The 26,093-nt window shown below is 39.7% G+C and carries 31 protein-coding genes and 1 pseudogene; 26 read left to right on the forward strand and 6 right to left on the reverse strand.

All coding sequences use genetic code 11. From position 1 onward, the window contains the following. Positions 1-4 precede the first annotated feature (4 nt). The 7 genes from WMO28_RS11920 (at position 5) to WMO28_RS11950 (ending at position 8,874) form a co-directional block, all read left to right on the forward strand. Positions 5-2,767: a molybdopterin-dependent aldehyde oxidoreductase gene (locus tag WMO28_RS11920; protein WP_178642250.1), complete on the forward strand. Its 2,763-nt coding sequence runs from the start codon at positions 5-7 to the stop codon at positions 2,765-2,767. Positions 2,768-2,868: 101 nt separating this feature from the next. Beyond that, positions 2,869-5,163: a pyridine nucleotide-disulfide oxidoreductase/dicluster-binding protein gene (locus WMO28_RS11925; protein WP_178642247.1), complete on the forward strand. Its 2,295-nt coding sequence runs from the start codon at positions 2,869-2,871 to the stop codon at positions 5,161-5,163. After that, positions 5,163-5,384, forward strand: a complete 222-nt coding sequence (locus WMO28_RS11930) for a DVU_1557 family redox protein (RefSeq protein WP_005427475.1) — start codon at positions 5,163-5,165, stop codon at positions 5,382-5,384. Before WMO28_RS11925 ends, WMO28_RS11930 begins: the two co-directional genes overlap by 1 nt. Next, a complete protein-coding gene (locus WMO28_RS11935; RefSeq protein ID WP_178642244.1) occupies positions 5,385-5,918 on the forward strand; it encodes a class I SAM-dependent methyltransferase in 534 nt (177 codons plus the stop codon). 3 nt (positions 5,919-5,921) lie between these two features. After that, the gene (locus WMO28_RS11940) at positions 5,922-6,356 is read left to right on the forward strand and encodes a DVU_1555 family C-GCAxxG-C-C protein (RefSeq protein ID WP_021650124.1); all 435 of its coding nucleotides are present in this window, start codon (positions 5,922-5,924) and stop codon (positions 6,354-6,356) included. Then, positions 6,353-7,678 (forward strand): radical SAM (seleno)protein TrsS, encoded by a 1,326-nt coding sequence (gene trsS / locus WMO28_RS11945; RefSeq protein WP_178642240.1) that lies wholly within the window; start codon positions 6,353-6,355, stop codon positions 7,676-7,678. Before WMO28_RS11940 ends, trsS begins: the two co-directional genes overlap by 4 nt. Positions 7,679-7,698: 20 nt before the next feature. Further along, on the forward strand, positions 7,699-8,874 hold the full coding sequence (locus tag WMO28_RS11950) for a DVU_1553 family AMP-dependent CoA ligase (protein ID WP_349057118.1): 1,176 nt from the start codon (positions 7,699-7,701) through the stop codon (positions 8,872-8,874). Between the two features lie 33 nt (positions 8,875-8,907). On the opposite strand, the gene WMO28_RS11955 is transcribed toward WMO28_RS11950, so the two are convergent. Beyond that, complete coding sequence (locus WMO28_RS11955) at positions 8,908-9,639, reverse strand: DUF5714 domain-containing protein (RefSeq protein ID WP_178642237.1); 732 nt, start codon at positions 9,637-9,639, stop codon at positions 8,908-8,910. 330 nt (positions 9,640-9,969) lie between these two features. On the opposite strand from WMO28_RS11955, the gene WMO28_RS11960 reads away from it, so the two are divergent. Then, the gene (locus WMO28_RS11960; RefSeq protein ID WP_015526489.1) at positions 9,970-10,212 is read left to right on the forward strand and encodes a cation-transporting P-type ATPase; all 243 of its coding nucleotides are present in this window, start codon (positions 9,970-9,972) and stop codon (positions 10,210-10,212) included. A gap of 175 nt (positions 10,213-10,387) precedes the next feature. Here the strand turns inward: WMO28_RS11960 and WMO28_RS11965 are convergent, their stop codons facing one another. Continuing rightward, positions 10,388-10,597: a DUF6219 family protein gene (locus WMO28_RS11965; RefSeq protein WP_117640132.1), complete on the reverse strand. Its 210-nt coding sequence runs from the start codon at positions 10,595-10,597 to the stop codon at positions 10,388-10,390. Positions 10,598-10,657: 60 nt separating this feature from the next. Next, complete coding sequence (locus tag WMO28_RS11970; RefSeq protein ID WP_435376420.1) at positions 10,658-10,837, reverse strand: hypothetical protein; 180 nt, start codon at positions 10,835-10,837, stop codon at positions 10,658-10,660. Between the two features lie 813 nt (positions 10,838-11,650). On the opposite strand from WMO28_RS11970, the gene WMO28_RS11975 reads away from it, so the two are divergent. Beyond that, on the forward strand, positions 11,651-12,289 hold the full coding sequence (locus WMO28_RS11975; protein WP_349057119.1) for a DUF1847 domain-containing protein: 639 nt from the start codon (positions 11,651-11,653) through the stop codon (positions 12,287-12,289). A gap of 124 nt (positions 12,290-12,413) precedes the next feature. Here the strand turns inward: WMO28_RS11975 and WMO28_RS11980 are convergent, their stop codons facing one another. Then, positions 12,414-12,701: a tyrosine-type recombinase/integrase gene (locus tag WMO28_RS11980; RefSeq protein WP_330597755.1), complete on the reverse strand. Its 288-nt coding sequence runs from the start codon at positions 12,699-12,701 to the stop codon at positions 12,414-12,416. A 175-nt stretch (positions 12,702-12,876) separates the two neighbouring features. Continuing rightward, positions 12,877-13,479, reverse strand: coding sequence for a Type 1 glutamine amidotransferase-like domain-containing protein (locus WMO28_RS11985; RefSeq protein WP_173737984.1), 603 nt, complete (start codon positions 13,477-13,479; stop codon positions 12,877-12,879). A gap of 332 nt (positions 13,480-13,811) precedes the next feature. Here WMO28_RS11985 and WMO28_RS11990 point away from each other — a divergent pair, with 332 nt between their 5' ends. The 13 genes from WMO28_RS11990 (at position 13,812) to WMO28_RS12050 (ending at position 21,900) form a co-directional block, all read left to right on the forward strand. Then, positions 13,812-14,183, forward strand: a complete 372-nt coding sequence (locus tag WMO28_RS11990) for a hypothetical protein (protein ID WP_349057120.1) — start codon at positions 13,812-13,814, stop codon at positions 14,181-14,183. Positions 14,184-14,459: 276 nt separating this feature from the next. Further along, positions 14,460-14,624 carry a rubredoxin gene (gene rd / locus WMO28_RS11995; RefSeq protein WP_020993356.1) on the forward strand — a complete coding sequence of 55 codons (165 nt, stop codon included), beginning with the start codon at positions 14,460-14,462 and terminating at the stop codon, positions 14,622-14,624. A gap of 76 nt (positions 14,625-14,700) precedes the next feature. Then, positions 14,701-15,135, forward strand: coding sequence for a bacteriohemerythrin (locus tag WMO28_RS12000; protein ID WP_106492463.1), 435 nt, complete (start codon positions 14,701-14,703; stop codon positions 15,133-15,135). 261 nt (positions 15,136-15,396) lie between these two features. Then, positions 15,397-15,546: a hypothetical protein gene (locus tag WMO28_RS12005; protein WP_349057121.1), complete on the forward strand. Its 150-nt coding sequence runs from the start codon at positions 15,397-15,399 to the stop codon at positions 15,544-15,546. Between the two features lie 179 nt (positions 15,547-15,725). After that, complete coding sequence (locus tag WMO28_RS12010) at positions 15,726-15,938, forward strand: DUF6219 family protein (RefSeq protein WP_005421604.1); 213 nt, start codon at positions 15,726-15,728, stop codon at positions 15,936-15,938. 3 nt (positions 15,939-15,941) lie between these two features. After that, positions 15,942-16,397: a thioredoxin-dependent thiol peroxidase gene (gene bcp / locus WMO28_RS12015; RefSeq protein WP_055053844.1), complete on the forward strand. Its 456-nt coding sequence runs from the start codon at positions 15,942-15,944 to the stop codon at positions 16,395-16,397. Then, the gene (gene yaaA, locus WMO28_RS12020) at positions 16,397-17,158 is read left to right on the forward strand and encodes a peroxide stress protein YaaA (protein ID WP_062807489.1); all 762 of its coding nucleotides are present in this window, start codon (positions 16,397-16,399) and stop codon (positions 17,156-17,158) included. The genes bcp and yaaA (WMO28_RS12020) overlap by 1 nt, the downstream gene beginning before the upstream one ends. Positions 17,159-17,334: 176 nt before the next feature. Continuing rightward, on the forward strand, positions 17,335-18,384 hold the full coding sequence (locus WMO28_RS12025) for a GGDEF domain-containing protein (protein ID WP_008708185.1): 1,050 nt from the start codon (positions 17,335-17,337) through the stop codon (positions 18,382-18,384). Between the two features lie 33 nt (positions 18,385-18,417). Continuing rightward, complete coding sequence (locus WMO28_RS12030; RefSeq protein WP_081017100.1) at positions 18,418-18,576, forward strand: rubredoxin; 159 nt, start codon at positions 18,418-18,420, stop codon at positions 18,574-18,576. Positions 18,577-18,729: 153 nt separating this feature from the next. Next, complete coding sequence (locus tag WMO28_RS12035; protein WP_005421611.1) at positions 18,730-19,476, forward strand: SDR family NAD(P)-dependent oxidoreductase; 747 nt, start codon at positions 18,730-18,732, stop codon at positions 19,474-19,476. A gap of 92 nt (positions 19,477-19,568) precedes the next feature. Further along, on the forward strand, positions 19,569-19,874 hold the full coding sequence (gene trxA / locus WMO28_RS12040) for a thioredoxin (protein ID WP_005421612.1): 306 nt from the start codon (positions 19,569-19,571) through the stop codon (positions 19,872-19,874). A gap of 12 nt (positions 19,875-19,886) precedes the next feature. Further along, the gene (locus WMO28_RS12045) at positions 19,887-20,207 is read left to right on the forward strand and encodes a rhodanese-like domain-containing protein (protein ID WP_005421613.1); all 321 of its coding nucleotides are present in this window, start codon (positions 19,887-19,889) and stop codon (positions 20,205-20,207) included. Position 20,208: 1 nt separating this feature from the next. Then, entirely contained in the window at positions 20,209-21,900 is a 1,692-nt protein-coding gene (locus WMO28_RS12050) for an FAD-dependent oxidoreductase (protein ID WP_349057123.1), read from the forward strand. Positions 21,901-22,020: 120 nt separating this feature from the next. Here the strand turns inward: WMO28_RS12050 and WMO28_RS12055 are convergent, their stop codons facing one another. Further along, complete coding sequence (locus WMO28_RS12055) at positions 22,021-22,704, reverse strand: Crp/Fnr family transcriptional regulator (RefSeq protein ID WP_044924567.1); 684 nt, start codon at positions 22,702-22,704, stop codon at positions 22,021-22,023. 166 nt (positions 22,705-22,870) lie between these two features. Here WMO28_RS12055 and WMO28_RS12060 point away from each other — a divergent pair, with 166 nt between their 5' ends. The 4 genes and pseudogenes from WMO28_RS12060 (at position 22,871) to WMO28_RS12075 (ending at position 26,070) form a co-directional block, all read left to right on the forward strand. After that, positions 22,871-23,194, forward strand: a complete 324-nt coding sequence (locus WMO28_RS12060; protein ID WP_055057012.1) for a thioredoxin family protein — start codon at positions 22,871-22,873, stop codon at positions 23,192-23,194. Between the two features lie 15 nt (positions 23,195-23,209). Then, a complete protein-coding gene (gene trxB / locus WMO28_RS12065; protein WP_148445632.1) occupies positions 23,210-24,133 on the forward strand; it encodes a thioredoxin-disulfide reductase in 924 nt (307 codons plus the stop codon). Positions 24,134-24,267: 134 nt separating this feature from the next. After that, positions 24,268-24,483: pseudogene (gene yaaA / locus WMO28_RS12070) on the forward strand (peroxide stress protein YaaA); the annotation flags it as partial. 45 nt (positions 24,484-24,528) lie between these two features. Continuing rightward, positions 24,529-26,070, forward strand: a complete 1,542-nt coding sequence (locus WMO28_RS12075) for an ASKHA domain-containing protein (RefSeq protein WP_349057124.1) — start codon at positions 24,529-24,531, stop codon at positions 26,068-26,070. Positions 26,071-26,093 lie beyond the last annotated feature (23 nt).

Below are 26,093 nucleotides of genomic sequence, written 5' to 3' on the forward strand. Positions count from 1 at the left end.
AAACATGATTAAAAAGACACTGAAGATCAATGGTGTGGAGCGAATCCTTATTCTTGATAAGGATGAGACACTGGCTCAGGTACTTCGTGAGCATCTTCTTCTTACAGGATGTAAGATCGGTTGTGGAGAAGGTCATTGCGGAGCATGTAATGTTATTATGAACGGAAAAGTTACAAGATCCTGTATTTACAAGATGAGCCGTGTTCCGGACAATGCAGAGATCACAACAATCGAGGGTGTGGGAACAATTTCTGATATGCATCCGATACAGGTTGCATGGATGGCATATGGATGTGCACAGTGTGGTTTCTGTTCACCAGGTTTTATTATTTCAGCAAAGGTTCTACTCGATAATAATCCGAGCCCTACCCGTGAAGAAGTGAGGGACTGGTTTAACAAGCAGCGTAATCTCTGTCGTTGTACAGGTTACAAGCCGCTTATCGATGCGACCATGGCGGCAGCAGCAGTTATGCGTGGCGAGATGACCAAAGAAGACCTCGTATTCAAGCAGACAGGTGATTCTATCGTCGGTACAAACTATATCCGTCCATCAGCAGCACAGAAGGTAACAGGTACCTGGGATTTCGGTGCAGATGATGCATTAAAGATGCCGGAGGGAACTCTTCGTCTTGCACTTACACAGGCCAAGGTTTCTCACGCAAATATTCTCAGTATCGATACAACAGAAGCAGAGAGTATGCCGGGAGTTGTTCGTGTTATTACAGCGAAGGACATTAAGGCAGCAGGCGGAACCAACAAGATCAATGGTCTTGTAATGCTTCCGAAACACAATAAGACAGACGGATTTGAACGTCCTGTACTCTGCGACGAAAAGATCTTTCAGTTTGGTGATGCGATTGCGATCGTAGCTGCCGACACAGAAGAGCATGCACGTGCAGCAGCAGATGCAGTTAAGGTGGAGATCGAAGAACTTCCTGCATATATGAACGCAATGGATGCAATCGCACCGGATGCAGCAGAGATCCATCCTGGTACTCCAAACGCATTTTTTGAGACAAACTGTATCAAGGGACCGGACTTTGACTGGGACAGCATTCCGGATTCACAGCAGGTTGAGATCGAGTCCTACTGTTCACGCCAGCCTCATCTTCACCTTGAGCCGGACTGTGGTTATGGATATATTGATGAAGACGGTATGATAACAGTGCATTCCAAATCTATCGGTATACATCTTCATATGCCTATGATCGCAGATGGTATCGGTGTACCAATGGAAAACTTAAGACTTGTTCAGAACCATGCAGGCGGAACATTTGGTTACAAGTTCTCACCGACAAATGAGGCTCTGATTGGTGCAGCTGTTAAGATTCTGGAACGTCCGGTATCGCTGGTATTTAATCAGTTCCAGAACATTACTTATACAGGAAAGAGATCTCCTGCATTTATGAATATTAAGCTTGCAGCAGATGAAAATGGTAAACTCTTAGCACTTTGGGGTAACAACTATGTAGATCACGGTCCATATTCAGAATTTGGCGATCTGCTTACCTTGAGACTTTCTCAGTTTACAGGCGCAGGTTATGGAATTAATTCTATTCGTAATAAATCAACAACCGTATTTACAAACCATGCATGGGGCTCCGCATTCCGTGCTTATGGTTCACCACAGTCTTATATGGGATCTGAGATTGCGATTGACGTGCTGGCAGCTAAGATGGGAATCGATCCGTTTGATATCCGTGAAATGAACTGCTATAAAGAATCAGAGGGCACTACCATCCCGACAGGTTATCCACCGGAGGTATATTGTGAGGAAGATTTGTTTAAGAAAGCACGTCCATTGTATGAAGCGGCGAAAAAACGTGTTGCCGAAAAGAATGCAGCTTCTGACGGAAAGATGAAATATGGTATCGGTGTATCTCTTGGAGTATACGGTTGTGGTCTTGATGGTGTTGATACATCAAATGCATTTGCAGAATTAAATCCGGATGGAACCGTTACGATGTATGCTGCATGGGAAGATCATGGACAGGGGGCTGATATGGGTGTTCTTGTATCATCTCATGAAACACTGCGTCAGGCAGGAATCAGACCGGAACAGATTAAACTGGTTATGAATGATACGAAGACATGTCCGAATGCAGGACCTGCAGGAGGATCACGCTCACAGGTTATGTCAGGTAATGCATGTCGTCTGGCTGCAGAAAATCTTGTAGCAGCAATGAAGAAAGAAGACGGAACATTCCGTACTTATGATGAGATGGTAGCAGAAGGGCTTGCAACAAAATATGAAGGTAACTGGGTAACTACATTCTGTGCAGATCATCCGATCGATCAGGATACCGCACAGGGCGATCCATTTGCAACTTATATGTATACTATCTTCCTGCCGGAAGTTGCTGTTAATACAGAAACAGGTAAAGTTACCGTTGAGAAATTTACTTGCGTAGCTGACGTAGGTACGATCATGAACAGACTTCTTGTAGAAGGTAATTTCTATGGTGGTCTTGTACAGGGTATCGGTCTTGCTCTTTCGGAAGACTTTGAAGATTTGAACCATGACACCACTTTGAAGAATTGTGGTATTCCATATCCAAAGGATGCTCCGGATGATATTGAACTTCACTTCAATGAAACATATCGTCCAAGTGGTCCTTACGGTGCGGCTGGTTGTGGTGAGGCTCCACTGGATGCTCCACATCCTGCAATCCTGAATGCAATCTTTAATGCGACAGGTGCACGTATTACACGTATCCCTGCCCGTCCGGAAAGGGTTCTTGCAGCATTAAAAGAACTTGAGAAATAAGCTTAATTCATAATGTGGTTGGAGTAAAAGCTGCCAACTGTGATATAATCAGGGGAGACGGGAAACTGCCTCCCCTTTACAGACGAAAGGAGTATCAGGTTATGACATACATACAGGAGAGAGGTTCTACTCACGTTTATCATGTAAATCGAATGTCAAAAGAAGAGATGGATCATATGATCAGTCTCTGCGTCCATGAACAGCCGGCCTACTGTGTTGCAGCCTGTCCTTTCAAAATGGATACAAAAGAGATGCTGTATTATGCTGCAAAAGGAAATTTTAAGAAAGCGTTGGCAATTTATGAGAAAATTACACCATTTCCAATGATTCTCTGTGATGGATGTACGGCACCTTGCGAAGATAATTGCAAGCTTTGTGAACTTGGTGATGGTGTCTCCATACGAGAAGTAGAACGTGCGATTGTCCGGTATGGAGAACCGGGAAGAAGAAGCAGTGTATTCCGCATGAGAAAGAAGAAAAAGGCAGCAATCTTTGGTTCTGGATTATTTCCACTGTTTCTTGCGGGGGAACTGGAAAAGAAAATGTATCCTACGACGATTTATTGTAAGGAAGAAGATTATGAAAGCTATATTGCAGCGGCAGCCGGACATCTTTTGGAATCAGACCGCAGCAATGAAGCGAAACGTCTGAAATCTATGGATCTTTCTTTTGAATTTGGATGCAGTTTGAATCTTTCGTTTATCAGAGAAAAAATGGAACTGGCAGATGTGGTATGCGCATCAGAAGAAGTGGCAAAAATGTTAGCTCCGGAAGAAGCAGCAGATGTCGAGATTATGTTAAGAGAACAGGCAAAGATTGTCAGCGGACCTGCGGAATCTGTGATGGATGCGGCTTTTGCCGCAAAGCGGGCAGCTTTGACAGTGGATCTTCTGGTACAGAATTTATCGCCGCACAGCAACAGAGGCAGTGAAGGAGCAGTGACTACCAAGCTTTATACGAACATGGAAGGAATCCATGGATCGAATAAGATTTTCTGTGGTCAGGATGGGTATTCAAAAGAAGAAGCTGTAGAAGAAGCAAAACGATGTATTCAGTGTCATTGTGACGAATGCATGAAAGGCTGTGTGTATTTAAGTGAATATCAAAAACATCCGGGTTTATTAGCCCGTGAGATCTATAATAATACTCAGATTATCATGGGAGATCATCCGATGAACAAACCGATGAATGCCTGTGCCCTCTGTGGACAGTGTACGGTGATCTGTCCGAATGGATTTGATATGAGTCAGGTGTGTAAGTCAGCAAGAGAAAATATGGTATCCACAGATAAGATGCCGCTGGCGCCACATGAATTTGCACTGATGGACATGTTATTTTCAAATTCAGAGGCTTTTTTAAGCAGACCCCAGCCGGGATATGAAACTTGCAGATATGTATTTTTCCCGGGCTGTCAGGCAGGGGCGATAGCGCCGGATGTGGTTATGCAGGCATACGAAGATTTAAGTAATCGGGTAGATAGAGGTGTTGCTCTGATGCTGGGATGCTGTGGTGCAATCAGCGAATGGGCGGGCCGCTATGAAATGACAGAAAAAGTAAATGAGCAGCTGAAACAGGAACTGGCCAAGCTTGGTGATCCGATCATCATTGCAGGCTGTCCAAGCTGCATGAAGCAGCTAAAAGAAAGTATTGGAGCACATGTTATAGGAATCTGGGAAATTTTGAGAGAAATCGGACTTCCACAGCAGGCGAAAGGACTGGAGATACCGGTTGCCATACATGATGCCTGTGGTGCCAGAGGGGATGCACAGACACAAGATATGATACGACAACTTTTGTCGGATATGGGATGTATCGTTGAAGATACAGAATATTCCAGAGATTTGTCTCCATGTTGTGGATATGGAGGTCTGACGGCATATGCCAATAAAGATATGGCAGCGAAAATGACAGAAAAGTGTCTGGAACGTTCCGATGCACCATATATTACATACTGCATGGCATGCAGAGACCGATTTGCCAGAGAGGGAAGAGAATCCCGACATATACTTGAACTTCTGTATGGGGCAAATGCCAGCAACATGCCTGATATCAGTGAGAAACGCTACAACAGGCTCATATTGAAACAAACACTTTTAAAAAACATCTGGAATGAGGAACCGATCATGGAGAAAAAAGACTATACTGTTGCCTATACAGAGGAGGCAATCCATATGATGGATGAGCGCATGATACTGAAAAGTGATGTGGAACGTGTGTTATCAGATTACAGAGAAAATCAGGAAGCAATCCTGGATGAAGAAACAAAAGAACTGGTGACAAGAAGCAGACTGGGAAATGTCACATTCTGGGTGCGGTTTGTGGAAACAGAAGACGGATATCTGGTACACAGAGCATACAGTCATCGAATGAATATTATGAAAAGGGTGGGACAGTAATGGCAGTAGAAAGAACATATTATACGATTGATCCGGAAGGAAAGCTGACCTGCATGAAATGTAAGGTTCCTCTTGTAAAAGGAAAAGCAAAATTTATGTATCTGGAAAATGGGTTTCCTGTGGAAATGCCTGTCTGTCCAAAGTGTGGGTTTGTGTATGTTCCGGAAGAACTCGCACTTGGAAAAGTGCTCGCGGTGGAGCGTGCATTGGAGGATAAATAGATGAACAGGCATCCGGGAGGGGAAGCGCAGACGCTTCATCTTCTGGAGAACATAGAATGGAAAAAAGAAATGAAAGCACTGGATCTTGGAGCAGGAGAAGGAGACACGGTACGAATCCTGAAATCATTTGGGCTGGATGCACATGGTGTGGATCTTTTCCCACGGGGCAGTGATGTGGAAACAGGCGATTTTCTGCATTTGCAGTATTCATCAGACAGTATAGATCTTTGCATCAGCCAGTGTGCATTTTTTGTCAGCAGAGATCAGAAAAATGCACTATCTGAATGTTGGCGCGTTTTAAAAAAGGAAGGTTTTCTTTTACTGTCAGATCTGGATACTGGAAATCTTTTGGAAATGGCAGAACAGACAGGATTTACCATTCTCCGACAGGAGGATCAGACGTTACTTTGGCGGGAATATTATCTGGAAGCAATCTGGAATGATTCGTTCTGTTGCGAAGAGTATAAGCTTCTGCAGAAAGAATATAAAGGAAAGAAGCTGCGCTATACCATGTTGGTTGGCAGAAAGGAGTAGCACATGGATCTTTATGAAAGAATCATAGAACTTAGCAGTATGGGTTATCATTGCTCACAAATGGTTATGATTATGACACTGGAAGCCATAGGTGAGGAAAATCCACAGCTTGTAAAGGCTCTGGGAGGTCTTGGCGGTGGGATCGGTTACTGTGGAGATACCTGTGGCTGCCTGACAGGAGGAGCCTGTGCGATAGGTTTGTTCCTTGGCAATCTGGCTCCGCAGGAGAAAGAAGATATACAGATGAAACCGGCTGTGCAGGAATTATATCAGTGGTTCCATAAGAAGACGGAAGAAGAATTTGGTGCTTTTTATTGTAAGGATATCACTTCTAATTTGGATTGGGGAGTGATTATGGAGCAATGTCCTGCGCTGATTGCAGATACTTATACGAAAGTGATAGAAATACTGACAGAACGGGGAATATTGGAACTATGATTACGCTGGGTAAAACAAAAAGTGTATGCCCGATATGTATGAAAGTACTTACGGCTAAAAAATGTATCGGTGAAGATGGCATTTATCTGGTGAAAGAATGTGATATCCACGGAAAGTTTCAGACACTGATCTGGGAAGGAACGGCAGCAGAGTATCTTTCCTGGGGAAGAGAAAACCTGTCTGCGGAGACTCCGGTAAATCCCAAAATCAAAGAGAAATCCTGCCCGGATAATTGTGGACTCTGTGAGGAGCACGAACGAAAAGGCTGTTGTATGGTACTGGAAGTGACAAAGCGCTGCAATATGCACTGCCCGGTCTGCTTTGCTTCGGCAGGAGAATGTCTGGAAAACGGTGATCTTTCAATTGATGAAATAGAAAAGCAATATGATTTTCTGATGGATCATGGAGGACCATTCAATATTCAGCTCTCAGGTGGAGAACCAACCATGCGGGAGGATCTTCCGGAGATCATACATATGGGTAGAGAAAAAGGGTTTACATTTTTTCAATTGAATACCAATGGAATCCGTCTTGCGCAGGAAGCAGGATATGCCAGAAAACTAAAAAAAGCAGGACTGAATACAGTATTTCTTCAGTTTGACGGTGTCACAGATGATGTGTATCAGACATTGCGCGGACGCTCTATGATAGAACTGAAAGAAAAGGCTGTGTTAAACTGTTCGGAAGCGGAACTGGGAATTGCCCTGGTACCTGTCATTGCGCCAGGAGTAAATGACATGCAGGTTGGAGATATTCTGAAGTTTGCGATGGATCATATGCCATTTGTAAGAGGAGTACATTTCCAGCCGATCAGCTATTTTGGCAGATGTTCTCAGCAGCGTCCACAAGCTCCGATTACCATACCAAAGATGTTGAAGCTGATCGAGGAACAGACTGACGGGCTTATGAAAAGCAAGGATTTCGCCGGTGGTGGAGCAGAGAATCCATATTGTTCTTTTCATGCAAGTTATCTGAAAAAAGGTGAGAGGGAACTGAAACTCCTGGAAAAGAAATCAGACAGAGGATGTTGTTGTACTACCAGCGATGATTCCAGACAGTATGTGGAAAATCAGTGGAGCTATAGCACAAAAAAATTTAGTGATGATGAAATGACACAGACAGATGCGCTGGATGAATTCCTGATCCGGGTTCATAATGAAACTTTTGCAGTATCAGGGATGATTTTTCAGGATGCATGGAATCTGGATCTTGAACGTCTGAAAAGATGTTATATCTGCGAGGTGGATTCTGATTATGGAATGGTGCCATTTTGTGCATATAATCTGACGAATTCGAAAGGAATATATTTATACAGAAAGTGAAACGATCGAATATAGATGCAATGATCTGTAAGCAGGAAGGCATTACAGAGATTACAAGAGATGAAATACACAGAATACAGCTGGAGAAATTAAATATTGTACTGAAGAGAGAGAAAGAACGAGAGGGTTTTTACCGAGATTTGCCGGAAAGACTGGAAAGCCTGATAGATTTGAGAAGCCTTCCTTTTACGACAGAAACAGATCTGGCACGAGATGGAGGCAGGATGCTGCTTTGCTCCCAGGGGGAAGTACAGAAAGTGATATCAGAACAGACAAGCGGAACTACCGGTGCCGGTAAACGTGTATTCTATACAGAGGGAGACTGTGAACACACCATAGAACTTTTTATGGCAGGTCTGGGTGAATTTATTTATCCTGGAAGTATAACGATGGTAGCTATGCCATTTTCAGGTCCTTTTGGATTAGGAGAACTGATCGCGGAGGCAATCAGACGTCTGGGAGCAAAACCTCTTTCAACCGGGACAGGAAGAACTTATGGCGAACTGAACAGGATTCTGGAAGAGGAGCAGCCGGATACGTATGTGGGAATGCCGACGGCATTGCTGTCCATGCTTCGAATGTGCGGAAAAGGCAGTATAAAAAGAGCACTGGTATCCGGAGATGCCTGTCCGAAAACTGTCATGAAAGCAATCGAAGAAATTCTGCAAACACGACTTTGGCCGCACTATGGTTCCAGAGAGATGGGGCTTGGAGGTGCCATTTGCTGCACGGTGCATGAGGGCATGCATATGCGGGAAAACCATTGTATTACAGAGATTATAGATGAGAACGGAAATGTGCTGCCGGACGGTAAATGGGGAGAACTGGTGATTACAACCATTGGAATGGAAGCACAGCCGTTGATTCGATATCGAACCGGTGACTGGACAAGGATCATTCCAGGAAGATGCCTCTGTGGAAGTGAAATAAAACGCCTGGACTTTGTAAAGCGGATGGATCCATTGGGAAGTATCAGAGAGATGGATGAATTGCTGTTTGAGATTCCGGAACTGGTAGATTATTGTGTGAAAATTGTAGATGGAAAAAAGGAAATTACAGCGCTTTTTACATCGGACAATGGAGAAGAACGAATCAGGAGTGTTTTGGAAGAGAAGGATATTCGTTCATGGAACTGCAAAAAAGCAAAGTGGGAAGATGGGGCGCTGTATCCTGGCAAACGAGTTACAAGGCAGTGATTTCGTGGTATCATGGAATCACTGCCTTGCCTGTTATTCAGGATAGTATGGACAATCTTCCTGGATGCATTCGCGATTATCTTCGCAGTATTTACACGTTATAAAAGATGACGGAATGTTTACAGAACAAAACTGACTGTAAAAATGAACAGCTTCTTCAATGGCAATTCTGCTGGTACGCTTGCAGCAGCGAGGTCCACCAACATCTGCCAGTCTGGATAAAATAATGGAAACAAGTTTTTGAGGAAACGGCCATGCATCTTTGTGAAGTGGACTGGATCCAGTCATAACGGACATGAAAATACCGGCTCCGGCAGCAGCTCCACAGACACCCCAGTAACCACAGGTACCGCCCGGAACCTGCTTCGCTCTTTTACAGATCTCAGATAGTGCAGCATCGTAATTCATATGTTCTCCATTATTGCGAAACGCTGTCAGAAGAACGCACGGAACAATTGCATGATGCTCTGGTCCATGCATATGTACAGATGGAAGATCCATAATTTTTTCCAGAAGAAGCAAAGCATCTTTTTCGGTACTGTCTCTGAGCGCTGCGATTACCGGAGCATATGTGCCATAGCTGTGACAGGCATCACAGATAAAGTGACTATTTTCACAGACCGCATTGGTTAATTGCTCTTTATGGCAGATACTACACGTCTGAATAGAGCTTTCAGCACGATACGTAATAGGAGCACCACAAATCAGACATCCGGAAAAATGTTCCGCTTCACCACAACAACAGGAATTATTCGTATGATCCATTTGATTCACCTCCGGAGAATTTATTTTAATAGTGTTAACGATGTAAAAAGTATAACATAAAATGAAAAAGTAATGATAAAGTATCTTGACAATCATGTTACTTTGGGTATATGATTTGATCCAATAAAGGGGAGTAACCTGCGCTTAACAAATTGCGTTTGTGATGTTGTCAGTACGGTGGAAGCATCCGGTATCATAAGGAAATGGTGAGACTTTTATTGCATTTTTTATTATGCAATGAAGGTCTTTTTTTTATATTTTTTTCAAAGAGGTCTTTCATTGCATAAGAAATTCAGGTAGTAAATACTTAGAAACGATGAGGCGGAAGTGATGAAGGAAATTTATCAGCAGACGGTAGAAGAGGTTCTTGAAAGGGTGAATGGCAAGAAATCTGGACTTACAAGTGAACAGGTGAAAAGATCCAGAGAAAAGTGTGGGTGGAATGAACTTACAGAAGGAAAGAAGAAAGGTATCCTGCAGATTTTCTTTGAAGGAGCTGTCTATTTCCCGACAGCTCCTTTTCTTGTATTCATTCGGCTGATACAAAGCGACAAAGCCGGCACAATATCATAAGTAATATATAAAACTCTGATGTACATGTTTTTTTTGAAATCGTAGTACCACAGTCTGCAAACAAACGATATAAGCCATCTTTTCCAGAAACGGAAGAGTAGATTTGAAAGAGCCTGATGGAATCTCCCCTTTCCATCAGGCTTATATATAATGGAATACTCCCCTATTCCTCTTATTATTCCGCAGATTCTTCAGCTGCAGTTTCTTTCTTTTTTCTGGATTTGCCAGAAATCATTTTATGACCAGAGTAAATGGCCATAGCCATGCAGATCAGTGAACTGAATGCACAATATTTATGTGCTGATTTCATATTCTTATAGCCGGTGTAGCAAGTTCCGATCATGGAAACCAGCGCACCGATAGACCAGTATTTATGTGATTTCATTTGAACCTCCTGAGCTTTTTTTATATCATACATCTTTTTTAGAAATATGCAAACTTGAATTTATCGTCTTGTTCCATTCTTATCAAAATTCTTTTTTAATGCTATTTCTGTTGGGAGAATAGACCCAATTAAAGGAATAAGTTGAATACCACAGATAATTCCTCCTATACTCCCAACACAATCTTCATTTTTTCCAATCACTAAAAGCATGAATATTACTGTTATCGGCAACATAACCATTCCACAGACATACCAGACTTTACCACAATATTTATGAGCAAATTCCCATGCGAAATTGCAGATGAACAATTATTATGGAGAAATTATAACAGAGTATTTGACAAATTATATGTGTTTTATTGTGTTGTCAGTGGAAATCTTCTCCATACTTTTTACTTTCGGAGTGGTAAAAAGTGTTGTTGTACTGTTATTTGTGGACACGGCAATTTTTATTGGATTGTTAGTAGTTGGTTTGGTAAAAATGGATTTGAGAGGGAAAGAAGTTTTATGATTCAAATTTTATATTTCAGAAATAACAATAAGATACTATTTTTCCCACGCCTACTATGAGAACGGCGGCTATGAGATAGAAATTGCATATACTGGCGAATAAAAGAACCGCTGTTGCATGGTTTATTGGCTTCCATGTAGCTGGTATTCGGCTGAGGTATTGAAAGAGCTGGGATTGAAATGAGGGAAGTGGATAAATGTTTTGATTGACGAAATAACCTATACATGATAGTATAAATCCAAAGATGATGGTCTATCAGAGAGACTGTTATATATCTTCAAGTTTAAAAAGATAATTTTCAATAATTTTTCAAAAATCAGAATCGACAATTCATGACAAATCAATCCTGAATCGGGGAACGTTTCTCATAGAAAAGAACTACAAAAAATAAGAAAATAAAAACGGAAAACCATTGTCTGTAGTATAAGTATTTGTTATTATGAAGTAAATAGCGGATATTTTACAAAGTAAAGCTTAATCTAGAGAATCTGCCAGTGGCAGGCCTCTGTAGATACCAAGGTATACAAAAGGAGAATGAAAAAATGAAAAAAGAAGACATGTCCTGTATCGACTGCGCAGTAAAAAACTGCAACAAAATGGATAAAACCTATCCGGATTTCTGTCTGACAACACACATGGATGAAGAAGTTCTAAATGAAGCTATGGAATGCTACAATGAAGACGAGAACCGCAAAGTAACAATCGCTGCAGCTGAAGTAGAGTATGAGAATTACTGCAAACATACCCGTGTCGAAGAAATCATGGATTTTGCAAAGAAGATTAATGCGAAAAAGATCGGGATCGCAACCTGTGTCGGATTGTTGAAAGAAAGCCGTATCCTGGCAGATATCCTGCGCAGACATGGCTTTGAGGTGTATGGTGTCGGCTGTAAAGCCGGAACACAGAAGAAGACATTGGTCGGCATCCCGGAATGCTGCGAAGGTGTCGGTGTGAATATGTGTAATCCGATCCTGCAGGCAAAGCTTCTGAACAAGGCGAAGACGGACCTGAATGTTGTGGTCGGACTTTGTGTGGGGCATGACAGTCTGTTTTACAAATATTCCGAGGCACTGACTACGACAGCAGTGACGAAAGACCGTGTATTGGGGCATAATCCGGTGGCGGCGCTTTATACTGCGGATAGTTATTATTCGAAGTTGAAGAAGAGTGAAGAAGAGTAATATTTCTAATTTGGGCGTTTAAAGATACATAAAGATATCCCATTCAAGCATTTCTCTTTTTATCCAACGAAAAAAAGAACACACAACACTCTGTATGTTCTCTTTCTGTATGTGAAGTCCAATATTATACTTTGAAGTAGCTATCCAATCCTTTGAACTCTTCCGCTTTCATTTCTTTTGTAACATCAGCATAGATGTTCAGTGCAGTTGAAATATCTGAATGTCCGAGTGCGTCTTGAATGACCTTTATATTTACTCCAGCTTCACACATTCTTGTTGTAAATGTATGTCTAAGCGAGTGGCAGCTAAAATGAGGAAGTAACACATCAGGTTCATCACTGTGCAAAAACTGCTCATCATTGCAATCACGGATAATTCTTCGGATTGTCTTGTAGTTTGCGAATATCCGTATAAATAGAAAAAGCCCTTTGAGAAGAGGATTTCTCCCCTCTCAAAGGACAACCAGACAAACTGGAACTTGTCGGGGCAAAGCCCCTCCATCTTGCTACGCAAGACCGTTCTGTCGCTTAAAAGCCCCACTGGGGCTTTCATTGTTCTGCTTCGCTCCACAAACGCGAATTTTCAAATTAGTCTTTGCAAATAACCTTTGAACCTTCACCATCAATTACAATTCCCTGACGGTTGTTAATTGGGCATAGATTCAAATCCGAAAACTCAGTCATTATTTTCTCGGTAACTTTCTTAAATGGTGCTGTAAGATAATGCGGAAGAACATAGAAATCAATCAAATCAAGCCCTGCATCATCTTCTTGTGAGTAGTCCTCCGGCTTTTCATCCATTTGCTCGATATATTGGATGCTTGGAGCGCATATAATCGCACCTGCCGACTCGCCGATCATCAATTTTCCATTTGCCAATTCCTTTTTCAGCAGCCCATCAGTTCCCGTTTTACGGAGCCGGTCCATAAGAAAAAAAGAATTTCCGCCGGTAAAATATATCACATCTGCATCTTCAAAAACAGACTGTATCGTTGAATAAGCCTCCGTTGAAATATCAATTTCAGTTACGATTGCTCCCAACTTTTTGAATAATTTTCGAGCCGAGCCGACATAACCGGTGTAGCCTTCACGCAGCGAAGCTGTTGGAATAAATGCGACTTTCTTATTTTCAATTTCTTCCTTTATCAGACTTCCTACACTTGAAAAATGCGAACATAAAAATAGTTTCATCAATATTCTCCTTTATAAATTCCGATTTATCTTTGCCTTATGTTATCATAATTCGGTTTAAATTGCTATAAATAGTCTTATCCCAATAATAGAAAACCCCAGAAATCATTAAGATTCCGAGGCCTTATGTTTGAACATATTTACCTTTTAATTTATGTAAGACAGATGTGGAAGTACAGCAGGAGCTAGGAATAGGCAGGACTTCTTTTTATAAAATGAAGAAGCAGGCACTTGGATATTTAGGATTTTATTTTTATGAGATCGTGGTACCGCAGGCAAAGGATAAAAGATTTAAACCGTCACTGGGCGTTGAGGAAGAGTAGGTGAGTAATATGAGATACGAAGATTCGATGAAAGGTGTAGCTGATCAGATAATCAAAGAACAGCAGCGAGTCAGTAAAATTATAAACAATCCAGAAGAGTTCCATTGGCATGACGAATATGCAACGTTGAATTTCTTTCGGTTTATCTGCAAAAATATCGGTAACTTGAGAAATGGAGAAATTGAAAAAATGGCCACACGTTTAAAGAACATAGATCAGAAAGCAGTGGAAAACCATGTGAATGGTGCTGTTTGGGCATTTGATTATGATAAGATGTTCTGTGTATTGATGGAAAATGAAATTTGCCGAAAGGTGTGTGAAAAGAATAAATATAACAGTTGGATGAATCTGATTGGACAGTATTGTGTTTCAAGTACTTAAAGACGAAGAAAGTTGTTGGAGAGAAATAATTTCCAGCAACTCTGTCTTTAATGAATATAGTTCATTTTTTTATTCAACTATTCCCATGATATATACAATATGTAAATGTGCAATTCAAATATCAGTTTATGCTAAGTACAAAAATAATAATAATTACTATTATTGACAAGAGAATAATTATCATGTATAATACAGATATACAAGAAACAAAGTGTTAGAAAAATTGCTAGGAACTTGGTAACAAAAATAAATCGACATTTAAAAGGGAAAATGACTATGATAAAATATGAATGTGAACCATGTGGATATATTTATGATCCGGCAGTAGGAGATCCAGACGCTGGTATCGATCCAGAAACTGCATTTGAGGATATTCCAGATGACTGGACATGCCCAATCTGTGGATTAGGAAAAGATGTTTTCGTTCCTGTAGAAGACTAAGCAGAAAATGCAGGTACGAAACTGCCAGACATTAAAAGAGCCTAAGAGAACATATAAAAGAAATGGAGGTCAAATTATGACTTACGATTTAAACATTACCTTTGATGACAATTTAGTAACAGGAAATGAAACAATTGATACCCAGCATAAAGAATTGATCGACCGTATCCAGAACTTTGTAACTGCCTGTCAAAATGGCGACAGCAAAGTAAAAGCAATCAAAATGCTGGATTATCTGGATGAATATACTGACTTTCATTTCAAAGAAGAGGAAAAGCTTCAGGAAAAATCCGGTTATCCAGAGCGTGAAAAACATTATGAAAAACATGAAGAGTTTAAAAAGACAATTCAGGAACTGTATGAATACCTTCAGGAGTATGAAGGACCAACAGATCAGTTCAGTGAACTTGTACAGAAAAATGTAATCGACTGGCTGTTTGGACACATTAAAACATACGACCGCTCTGTGGCAAAATTTATCTTTATGAAACAAAATCCAGATCGATGCTAAAATAAACCAGGGAATGAGTTCACTCAGAATGTAGACAACATGATGAAGTAAACTAGGGGCTGTCACAATGCAGTCCCTTTCCTGTTATAGCGATATTCTAGGTAATATATTGCGCTGGCATGACATATTATTTTACTACTACTATATGGGAAGAGCAAGCAGCTCTTCTTTTTTTGTCCTTTTTATCCAATTTTAAGTTGTAAAGTCTCTTTTCATTCGACAAAATTCTCCACAGACAGAGGATATGCGACGAGCATTGATATGAACATCTATTTATGGAAAGAGGATATTGAAGACGGGGAATCGGTAATGACAGCCGAATATAGACCTGTAGAATACGGAAAGGACTATGATGTTGTCAATAATCCTGATAAATTTCAACTATGTATAGATGGAAAAGAGATTAAATAGTAATCTCCTGAAAGCAAGCTTTTTGTCAATTATTTCAAAGAAAAATTAAAGGATAACAATACATAGTTTTGACAATGATATTTTGAAAAATTTTATAGGAATGCTCTATTATCAAATTGACATAGGAATATGGTAGCGTATAATTAGAATTGAATACACTGAAAAAATGGAGGAATTACATGAAAGCACATAAATATTGGTCAGTAGGAGCATTGATCACAATGCTTGGGACTTTTTACACTGGATATAAAAAGCAAAAATCAAGTCACAAATACTTTGCTTTAAGTTCTATGTTATGTATGGTAATGGCGATATATACAGGTCATAAAATGATTACCGGGAATAGGAAGAAAAAGGCGAATAAAGAGAAAGATACAGAAAGGGAGGGATAAATAATGTTGGAAGTAGGGGTTAAGGCACCGGATTTTGAGTTGCCAGATCAAAATGGGAAAATACATAGATTATCGGATTATACAGGAAAAAAAGTGATTTTATATTTCTATCCCAAGGATAATACAGCGGGATGCACGAAACAGGCATGTGGGTTTTCTGAGCGATACCCTCAGTTTACCGAAAAAGGAGCAGTTATTCTTGGAGTCAGTAAGGATTCTGTATCCTCTCATAAGAGATTTGAGGAAAAATATGGATTGGCATTTACACTTTTAGCAGATCCAGAGCGGAAAGTTATTGAAGCGTATGATGTATGGAAAGAAAAGAAAAATTATGGCAAAGTCTCTATGGGAGTAGTAAGAACCACATATCTTATTGATGAACAGGGGATTATTATAAAGGCAAATGATAAAGTCAAGGCTGCAAATGATCCTGAAAATATGCTCAAGGAATTAGATTAATGAAGATAATATTATCCCCTGCTAAAAAGATGATTACAGATACTGACAGCATAGCGCCGGATGGATTGCCTGAATTTATTGAAAAGACGACAGAGATACAAAGTTGGTTGAAAAGTAAGTCAAAAGAAGAACTGAAGACTGTCTGGAAATGTAATGACAAAATTACAGAACAGAACTTCAATAGATTGGAAAACATGGATCTTTATCATTTACTTACCCCAGCTGTCTTATCATATGAAGGAATTGCTTTTCAATATATGGCTCCATCTGTGTTTGAGGACAGTCAGTTCGAGTATGTACAAAATCATTTGAGAATAATATCTGCATTTTATGGTGTGTTAAAACCAAGGGATGGTGTGACGCCTTATCGTTTGGAAATGCAGGCGAAGGTTGGAATAGGAGAAACAAAAAATCTGTATGAGTACTGGGGAGATTTATTATACCGCTCAGTGATTGATAACAGCAGGATTATAATCAATCTGGCATCGAAAGAATACTCTAAGTGCATAGAAAAATATCTGACACGACAGGATAGATACATTACGATTACATTTTGTGAGTTATCAGGAGATAAACTGGTGACAAAAGGTACATATGCTAAGATGGCCCGTGGTGAAATGGTTAGGTTCATGGCTGAAAACAGAATTGAAAATCCTGAGGATATTAAGAAATTTGATAGACTAGGCTATTCATTCCGCTCTGATTTATCATCAGATGCAGAATATGTTTTTGAACGGAAAACAGAGATAACATCTTGTTAAAAAGATACTTGTTATGGGTATTTTTTTAATAAAGTAATTCGATTTTTCTTAAAAAATCATTACCATAACAAATTATGATATTATATTTAAAGGTATTTGTCCAAAATATAGAGAAAGTAAATGAATAGCATAGTTATTGAAATGAATATTATTTAAGGTTAGAGATAAATTATGAAATGAAGACAAACAAGAAAAGTAAAAATTTAATAGGTATTATACAGAGTTTCCTTATATTGATATTGGTAGTTCTTATTATTTTTATGATGATTCAGATTAGTAGGCTGCAGGGAACAGCACGCGTAATAAATTATGCTGGTCTGGTACGTGGAGCTACGCAGCGCGAAATAAAATTAGAAATTACAGGAAACCAAAATGACGAATTAATTAAATATTTGGATGATATTCTTCTTGGATTGAGATATCAGGATGGACATTATGACCTGGTAAAACTCAATGACGAAGAGTATCAGGAAAAATTGCAAATCCAGAGTGATTACTGGGATAAATTGAAAACAGAAATTGAAGCAGTAAGAAACAAGGGATACGAAAATACAGACATTGTTAATATGAGTGAAATATATTTTACGATGGCAGATGAAACTGTCTCTGCCGCAGAAAGTTATTCAGAAAAAATCGCTGTAAAGATTCGTACCATAGAGCTTTTGTCGGCACTTGATATGTTGAGTCTGGTGATATTGGTTATTATGCAGACTCTAAAGGCAATGCAGATGGCAATGCAAAACAGACTGCTGGAACAAAAAGCATTCGTAGATGCCCATACTGGACTGCCAAATAAAAATGCCTGTAATGAGCTACTTAATAAAAAAGATATAATTACAGATTCTACAGCATGCATAATGTTTGATTTAAATAATCTAAAAACTGTAAATGATACAATGGGACATTCCGCAGGAGATCAGTTGATATTGAATTTCGCAAAGCTTTTGTGCAGTGTCATTCCAGAAAAGGATTTTGTTGGAAGATATGGCGGAGATGAGTTTATAGCAGTTATTTATCATACGAGCGAGGCGGAAATTAAGGAGATATTAAAATCATTGTCAAGAGAAAAAGAGAGATTAAATAGTTGTGAAAATCAATTACCAATCGACTATGCATGCGGATGGGCATTATCCTCCGATGATATGGCGTGTACAATGCAGATGTTATTGGATGATGCAGATGCTTATATGTATAAGAATAAACAGTTATGTAAGAAATATAATTAGCGCTCAGCTCAGAGTAGATGAATCTTCTTAAATATAATCGATGTATGTGACGTTTGCGGATGGGAATATGATGAAGAGGAAGGTTATCCTGAAGGTGGTATTGCACCAGGAACAAAGTGGGAGGACGTTCCAGAAGATTTTGAATGCCCATTATGTAATGTTGGAAAAGATCAGTTTTCAGAAGTTGAATAAAATTCTGATTATTTAAATACGGATAGATAAACAAAAACCCTGGTGCGTGTGAGCAACAGGGTTTTTTATTGCGATCGTTTGTGATGATATCACAGAAAATGATTTACCTTTTGCTTATAATGTAACTACAAACAAAGTAAGGAGGTAGTCTAAATGAGATTAAAAGATAAAGTTGCAATCATTACGGGTGGAAGCCGTGGTATAGGATTTGCTACAGCTGATAAATTCTTGAAGGAAGGTGCTTCAGTTGTGTTAGCAGCAAGTTCACAGGAATCGGCAGATGTTGCTGTAGATAAATTAAAAGAAAAATATCCCAATGCAATAGTTGCTGGAATTAGTCCAAATCTGGCAAGCATGGAGTCTGTCAGAAAGGCTTTTAAAGAGGCAACTGAAAAATATGGATGTGTCGACATACTGGTAAATAATGCAGGGATTTCAGAAAACACCTCATTTATGGATTATACAGAGGAGACTTTTGATAAAGTCATGGATCTAAATGTAAAAGGAGTATTTAATACTACTCGTGTAGCAGCAGAATGTATGGTGGCAAGAGGCAAGGGGGTCATTCTCTCAACTTCTTCCATGGTGAGTATTTCGGGACAGCCAAGTGGGTTTGCTTATCCGGCATCGAAGTTTGCAGTAAACGGATTGACTGTATCATTAGCAAGAGAACTAGGACCTAAAGGTATTCGTGTTAATGCGGTTGCACCTGGGATTACAGAAACTGATATGATGAAGGCCGTGCCAAAGGAAGTTATCGAACCTATGATTGAAAGAATTCCATTGCGTCGTCTTGGACAGCCAGAAGATATTGCCAATGCGTTTGTGTTTCTTGCTTCAGATGAGGCGAGTTACATTACAGGTGTTATATTAAGTGTAGATGGTATGGCAAGAAGTTAAGTTAATGAGGTATGGTGATGTAATCACGGAAAATAAATGAAATTAAGACTATAATAAATCTACAAAAAGAAAAAGATAAGGAGGACTGTAAAATGTCTGCTATTAATATCAATAAAAATAATTTTCAGAACGAAGTACTGAATTCCGATAAACCCGTTCTTTTAGATTTTTGGGCATCTTGGTGTGCACCTTGCCGCATGGTAGTACCTATTGTAGAGGAGATTGCAAGTGAGCGTAGAGATATTAAAGTTGGAAAGATTAATGTAGATGAAGAGCCTGAACTGGCAAATAAGTTCAGTATTATGAGCATTCCGACTTTAGTGGTTATGAAGAATGGGAAGATTGTACAGCAGGTTTCAGGGGCGAGACCTAAGAATGCGATTTTAGAAATGCTTTAGGGAGGTGTGCTAATGGGATTTTTTGATCTCTTTAAACAGTCGAATATTAATCAAGGCATAGAAGAATATAAAAGGACTGATGATGCAGTTCTGCTGGATGTACGTACACCGCAGGAATATCAGGAAGGACATATACCAGAAAGTAAAAATGTGCCGTTGCAGCAACTTGACAATATTGCTTCTGTAGCGAAGAATAAGGATATCCCACTGTTTGTATACTGTTATTCCGGTTCACGAAGCCGCCAGGCAACTGGGATACTGCAACGAATGGGATATTCTAAAGTAAATAATATCGGTGGCATTGCAGCTTACTCAGGAAAGGTGGAAAAATAAGATGAAGGTAATAATTGTAGGAGGTGTAGCCGGAGGAGCTACAGCCGCAGCAAGAATACGCAGACTGAATGAGCATGCTGAAATTACTGTGTTTGAAAGATCCGGATACATATCCTATGCGAATTGTGGACTTCCATATTATATTGGAGACGTGATCACAGACCCGGAAGAACTTACACTACAGACACCAGAGAGTTTTTTTAAACGCTTCCGTATTAACATGAAAATTCATCATGAAGTTATCTCCATACATCCGGAACGTAAAACGGTTTCAGTGAAAAATTTAGAGAATGGTGAGATATTTGAAGAAAAATATGATAAGCTGATCCTCTCTCCAGGTGCAAAGCCAACACAGCCGAGACTTCCCGGAGTAGGTATTGATAAACTTTTTACACTTCGTACTGTAGAAGACACTTTTCGGATAAAGGAATATATAAATAAGAATCATCCAAAATCGGCTGTATTGGCAGGTGGCGGTTTTATTGGTCTGGAACTGGCAGAAAATTTGAGGGAGCTTGGCATGGATGTTACGATTGTCCAGCGGCCTAAGCAGCTGATGAACCCTTTTGACCCGGATATGGCATCCATGATCCATAATGAAATGAGAAAGCATGGGATAAAACTGGTACTGGGCTATACAGTAGAAGGATTTAAAGAAAAAGACAACGGAGTGGAGGTCCTGTTGAAAGATAATCCATCCCTTCAGGCTGATATGGTAGTTCTGGCAATCGGAGTCACACCAGACACAGTATTAGCAAAAGAAGCCGGTCTGGAACTTGGCATCAAGGAAAGTATTGTAGTGAATGACAGAATGGAAACCTCTGTACCGGATATTTATGCTGCAGGTGATGCAGTTCAGGTAAAACATTATGTTACGGGTAATGATGCGCTGATTTCTTTGGCAGGACCAGCCAATAAACAGGGCAGAATCATCGCTGATAATATTTGTGGCGGTGATAGTCGTTACCTTGGCAGTCAGGGAAGCTCCGTTATAAAAGTGTTTGATATGACAGCAGCCACTACAGGTATCAATGAAACCAATGCCAAAAAGTCAGGATTAGAGGTAGATACAGTAATTCTTTCTCCTATGAGTCATGCCGGTTACTATCCTGGTGGAAAAGTGATGACCATGAAGGTGGTTTTTGAAAAAGAGACCTATCGTTTGCTTGGTGCTCAGATTATTGGATATGAAGGAGTTGATAAACGTATTGATGTGCTGGCAACAGCAATCCATGCAGGGCTGAAGGCAACCCAGCTGAAGGATTTGGATCTCGCATATGCACCGCCTTATTCCTCTGCCAAGGATCCTGTAAATATGGCAGGATTCATGATAGACAATATAGCAAAAGGTACCTTAAAACAATGGCATCTGGAAGATATGGATAAGATTTCTAGAGATAAAAGTGTTGTGTTGCTGGATGTGAGAACTGTAGGTGAATTTAACAGGGGGCATATGGATGGATTCAAAAACATTCCTGTAGATGAACTAAGGGAACGTATCAATGAAATTGAGAAGGGAAAGCCTGTTTACCTGATATGCCAGAGTGGGCTGCGAAGTTATATTGCCAGTCGTATTCTGGAAGGAAATGGATATGAAACATACAACTTCTCCGGCGGATTCCGCTTCTATGATGCAGTTGTCAATGACCGTGCGCTGATTGAAAAGGCATATGCATGTGGTATGGATTATTAAAAATAATCATAATATTTTTATAATTTTCTCGTTATATAAAAAGATCCCCCATTTATTAGAATGACTTTCATAATTCTGATAAATGGAGGATTCTTCTTTATATGTTACAGAAAAACAATTTTATGACCTTTGGAGTGTTTCCAGTCTTTTTGGATCAAGGATTGTGATTTTGCCACGGGAGAGTTTGACGAGACCCTCGCCTTGAAAGTATCGAAGCATTCGAGTGATAACTTCCCTGTGGGAACCAAGATGGTTTGCGATAGTTTCGTGAGTGATTTTCAGTTCATTTGTTCCTTCAATGGATGTTTCTTCTAAAAGAAATGAAGCAACACGCTTATCCAAACTCTTCCACATAATCTGTTCAATCAGCCACATGACATCAGAAAAACGGGTAGCCATTAACTCATTGGTATAATTTGCGACAGGAGCAGATTCTTTCATGATGCCCTTATAGATTTCAGCAGGGATGATCCAAAGATCCGTATCTTTTTCTGCTTCAATGGTTACTTCAAATTGAATAGACCGCATGATACATGAGGCGGATAAAAGACACATATCCATATCGAACAGACGGTAAAGTGTAATCTCCCGTCCTTCATCTGAAAGTATGTAAGTTCGAAGCTGCCCGGATTTAACCAGTAATAATCCAGTACAATCCAGGTTTCCATTGTGAATGATTGTCCCTTTTTTTACATACTGTGTGATTAAATTGTCTGAAATTATTTTTTTCTGTGCTGTATTTAAGTCATTCCATAGTGGAAAACAATTTTCGAAGTTCATAACCGTTATCTCCTTTACGAACATAGTATACTTGCTTTTTTTAGATGCGTCAATTATATAACTGGCATATGCCATAAATAGAAATAAAAAGAAGTGTAATAAAGTAAATTATCTTTTCTGTGATATCATCACGGAAGCAAGCACTTATTTGGGGTATATTAAGTTCAAATAGGAGAAGGAGTTGAAAAATATGACATCTATAAATATAAATAAAGAAAAGTTTGGACAATTAATTCATAAGGAAAAACCGGTTTTGGTTGATTTCTGGGCACCTTGGTGTGGTTATTGCCGTAGAATTGGAGCGGCTTATGAAAAAATAAGTGAAGAATACAGCGATATTCTTATTGCTGGAAAAGTGAATATTGATGAAGAACCACAGATTGCAGAAGCTGAAAAGATTGAGGTGATTCCTACGCTGGTTTTATATCGAAATGGAAAGGCAATAGATTCTATTGTTGCACCTGAATCAAAAATAATGATAGAGAATTTTATTAATGAAGCATTGGAAAAATAAAAGGAGGACTGCTGTATGAATGAAAATCATGTTTACGATATGATTATCGTGGGGGGAGGACCTGGAGGGTATACTTCAGCATTATACGCAGCCAGAGCAGGATTTGATACCATTGTTTTAGAAAAATTATCTGCAGGTGGTCAGATGTCATTGACCTGGCAGATTGATAACTATCCTGGTTTTGAAAATGGAATTGACGGATTTTCATTGGCAGAGAAAATGCAAAAACAGGCGGAAAAATTTGGCGCTAAAAGTGAATATGCTGAAGTTTTTAATATGGATTTAACAGGAAAGCTTAAGAGAGTAGAAACTAGTTCGGGAATTTATATTGGGAAAACAGTAGTGATTGCTACTGGAGCAAATCCAAGAGAACTTGGTCTCGCTAAAGAAAAAGAATTGGTAGGTCATGGGGTTGCTTATTGTGCCTCCTGTGATGGTATGTTTTATAAAGATAAGATCGTGGTGGTTGTTGGTGGTGGAAATTCTGCTGTATCAGATGCTGTTCTTTTAAGTCGAATTGCTAAGAAAGTCATCATTGTTCATCGAAGAGATACATTACGTGCAACGAAAATCTACCATGACCAGCTGATGAAAACTGAAAATATAGAGTTTCGATGGAACAATACAGTAAATGAACTGATTTATGGAGAACGATTGACTGGTGTGCGGTTGAAAGATACAGTTACAGGAGAAGAAAACATTATAGAATGTGACGGCCTGTTTGTGAGTATAGGAAGAAAACCGACAACAGATTTTTTAGATAATCAGATAGAACTGGATAATAAAGGATATATTGTGGCAGGTGAAAACACTGAAACGAGTATTCCGGGTGTTTATGCTGTAGGAGATGTCAGAACAAAGTTACTTCGTCAGATAGTAACAGCAGTGGCAGATGGTGCTATGGCAGTACATATGGCAGAAGAGTATGTGGAGAAATAATAATCAGAATTTGAATGGTGAACTTTTCATACTGAAATATGTACAATTTCAATAATGACATGAACTTATGGGAATGTATTGCGGATACTTTGTGAACTTTATCCTGATACAATGATTATGCTGATGAAAGAAGGCATCGCCTGGAGATGAAGGCGAAAGCTGAAATAGAAGATACCAAAAATCTATATGACTATTGGGGTGAAAGATTATATCGTTCAGTGCTTGATGACAGCAGGATTATCATTAATCTTGCATCAAAAGAATACTCGAAATGTATAGAAAAATATTTATCAGATAAAGACAAATATATTACGGTTACGTTTTGTGAACAATCAGGGGATGACCTTCTTTTTTTACAGAATAAAAAATGCACAAATTGTAGGGAGATGAATACTATGAGAGGTCTTAGCCGAAAATTATATCTTGATCTTTCTGTTCCAACCGAAGAGGATCAGCGTTCAGACCAGCAGCGCATTCTGGAAGCTTTATCCGCGGAGGGCGTGAAAGAGGAGGTTCATATTCCGGTTCGCATGTTGAGACAACTATATCCATTACTTGATCGTGCAGGTTGGAAAATAACCGTTTCGCTTTCCTGGAATGGAGAAAAATGGGAGCTGGTTGATATAGAAAGCGGAGATACAGCCAGACAGCATTATGGGCTGGCTGTGGATCTTGGAAGTACAACGGTAGTGGTGAGACTTTTAGATTGTAATAGTGGTGAGATATTGGGAGAAGAGAGCTGCTTTAATAAACAGATTCAGTGGGGAACCGATATTTTATCACGTATTTTTTTCTGCAAAGATGACAGGAAAAAACTGGAAGAGATACGGCTTGCTACAGTTGAGTCTATTATAAAGTGCATGGATAAGCTGGATGTAAAGCATCCGGTGTCACGAAAATGTCTGTCTATGGTAGTAGCAGGCAATACCACCATGATCCACTTTCTTTTGGGAATAGATGCTTTCTGTGTCTTTTATACGCCACATGCTGTTCATGCAGACCGTCCGGGATTCCAGCCGGCAAAAGATCTGGACATTCCGCTGAATGGTTATGTATATTGTTATCCGGCGAAGTCTAATTATCTGGGTGGTGACATCATCAGTGGAATGATTGAAACGGAATTATATAAAAAGGATGGAATCAGTGTTTTCTTTGACATTGGAACCAACGGTGAACTTGTGATAGGAAATAAAGATTTTCTTCTTTGCGGCGCCGGTGCGGCGGGGCCTGCATTGGAAGGCGGTGTAGTACACACCGGGATGAGGGCAGATGCCGGAGCAGTGGACAGCGTGAGGATAAGAGGTGGAAAAATCCATGTTCATGTAATTGGTAACTCTTCAGGAAAAATTAGCCCTAAGGGTATCTGCGGTTCCGGTATTGTCGATCTGATTGCGGAACTTTTTTTAGAAGGCTGGATAGATATTCGTGGTAAGTTTTCTCCTGAAAAAACGAATCTTATTCAGAAACGAGAAGGTCAGCTTTGCATAGAATATGCTCCGGGTCTGTATTTTTATCAGAAAGATATCGACGAATTTATTCTTACCAAAGCCGCAGCACATATAATGGTTGAGATCATGCTCCGGGAATCTGGACTTGAACTGAATCAGGCAGATCGATTTTATGTAGCCGGCTCTTTTGGAAAATATGTATCTGTGGAATCAGCCATTACCATTGGGATGTATCCTGACATGGAACGGGAGAAGATGATCAATGCTGGAAATTCTTCGCTGGAAGGAGCACAAAAGCTTTTGCTGAACAAAGAACTTCTTGCAGATATTGATCTGATACTGGAAGAAATGACTTATATACAATTTGCGGAAGTGGATGATTTTCTGGAACAGATGGTAGCTGCCCAGGCCTTACCTCACACAGATTATAAAAAATATCCAACGGTCATGGAAAAATTAAAGAAAAGACAAAACATATGCTTTTATTGATCCGAGGCTGAGAAATCTGTCAT

Source organism: Blautia aquisgranensis (assembly GCF_040096615.1).
In the GTDB taxonomy this organism is placed as follows: Bacteria; Bacillota; Clostridia; order Lachnospirales; family Lachnospiraceae; genus Blautia_A; species Blautia_A aquisgranensis.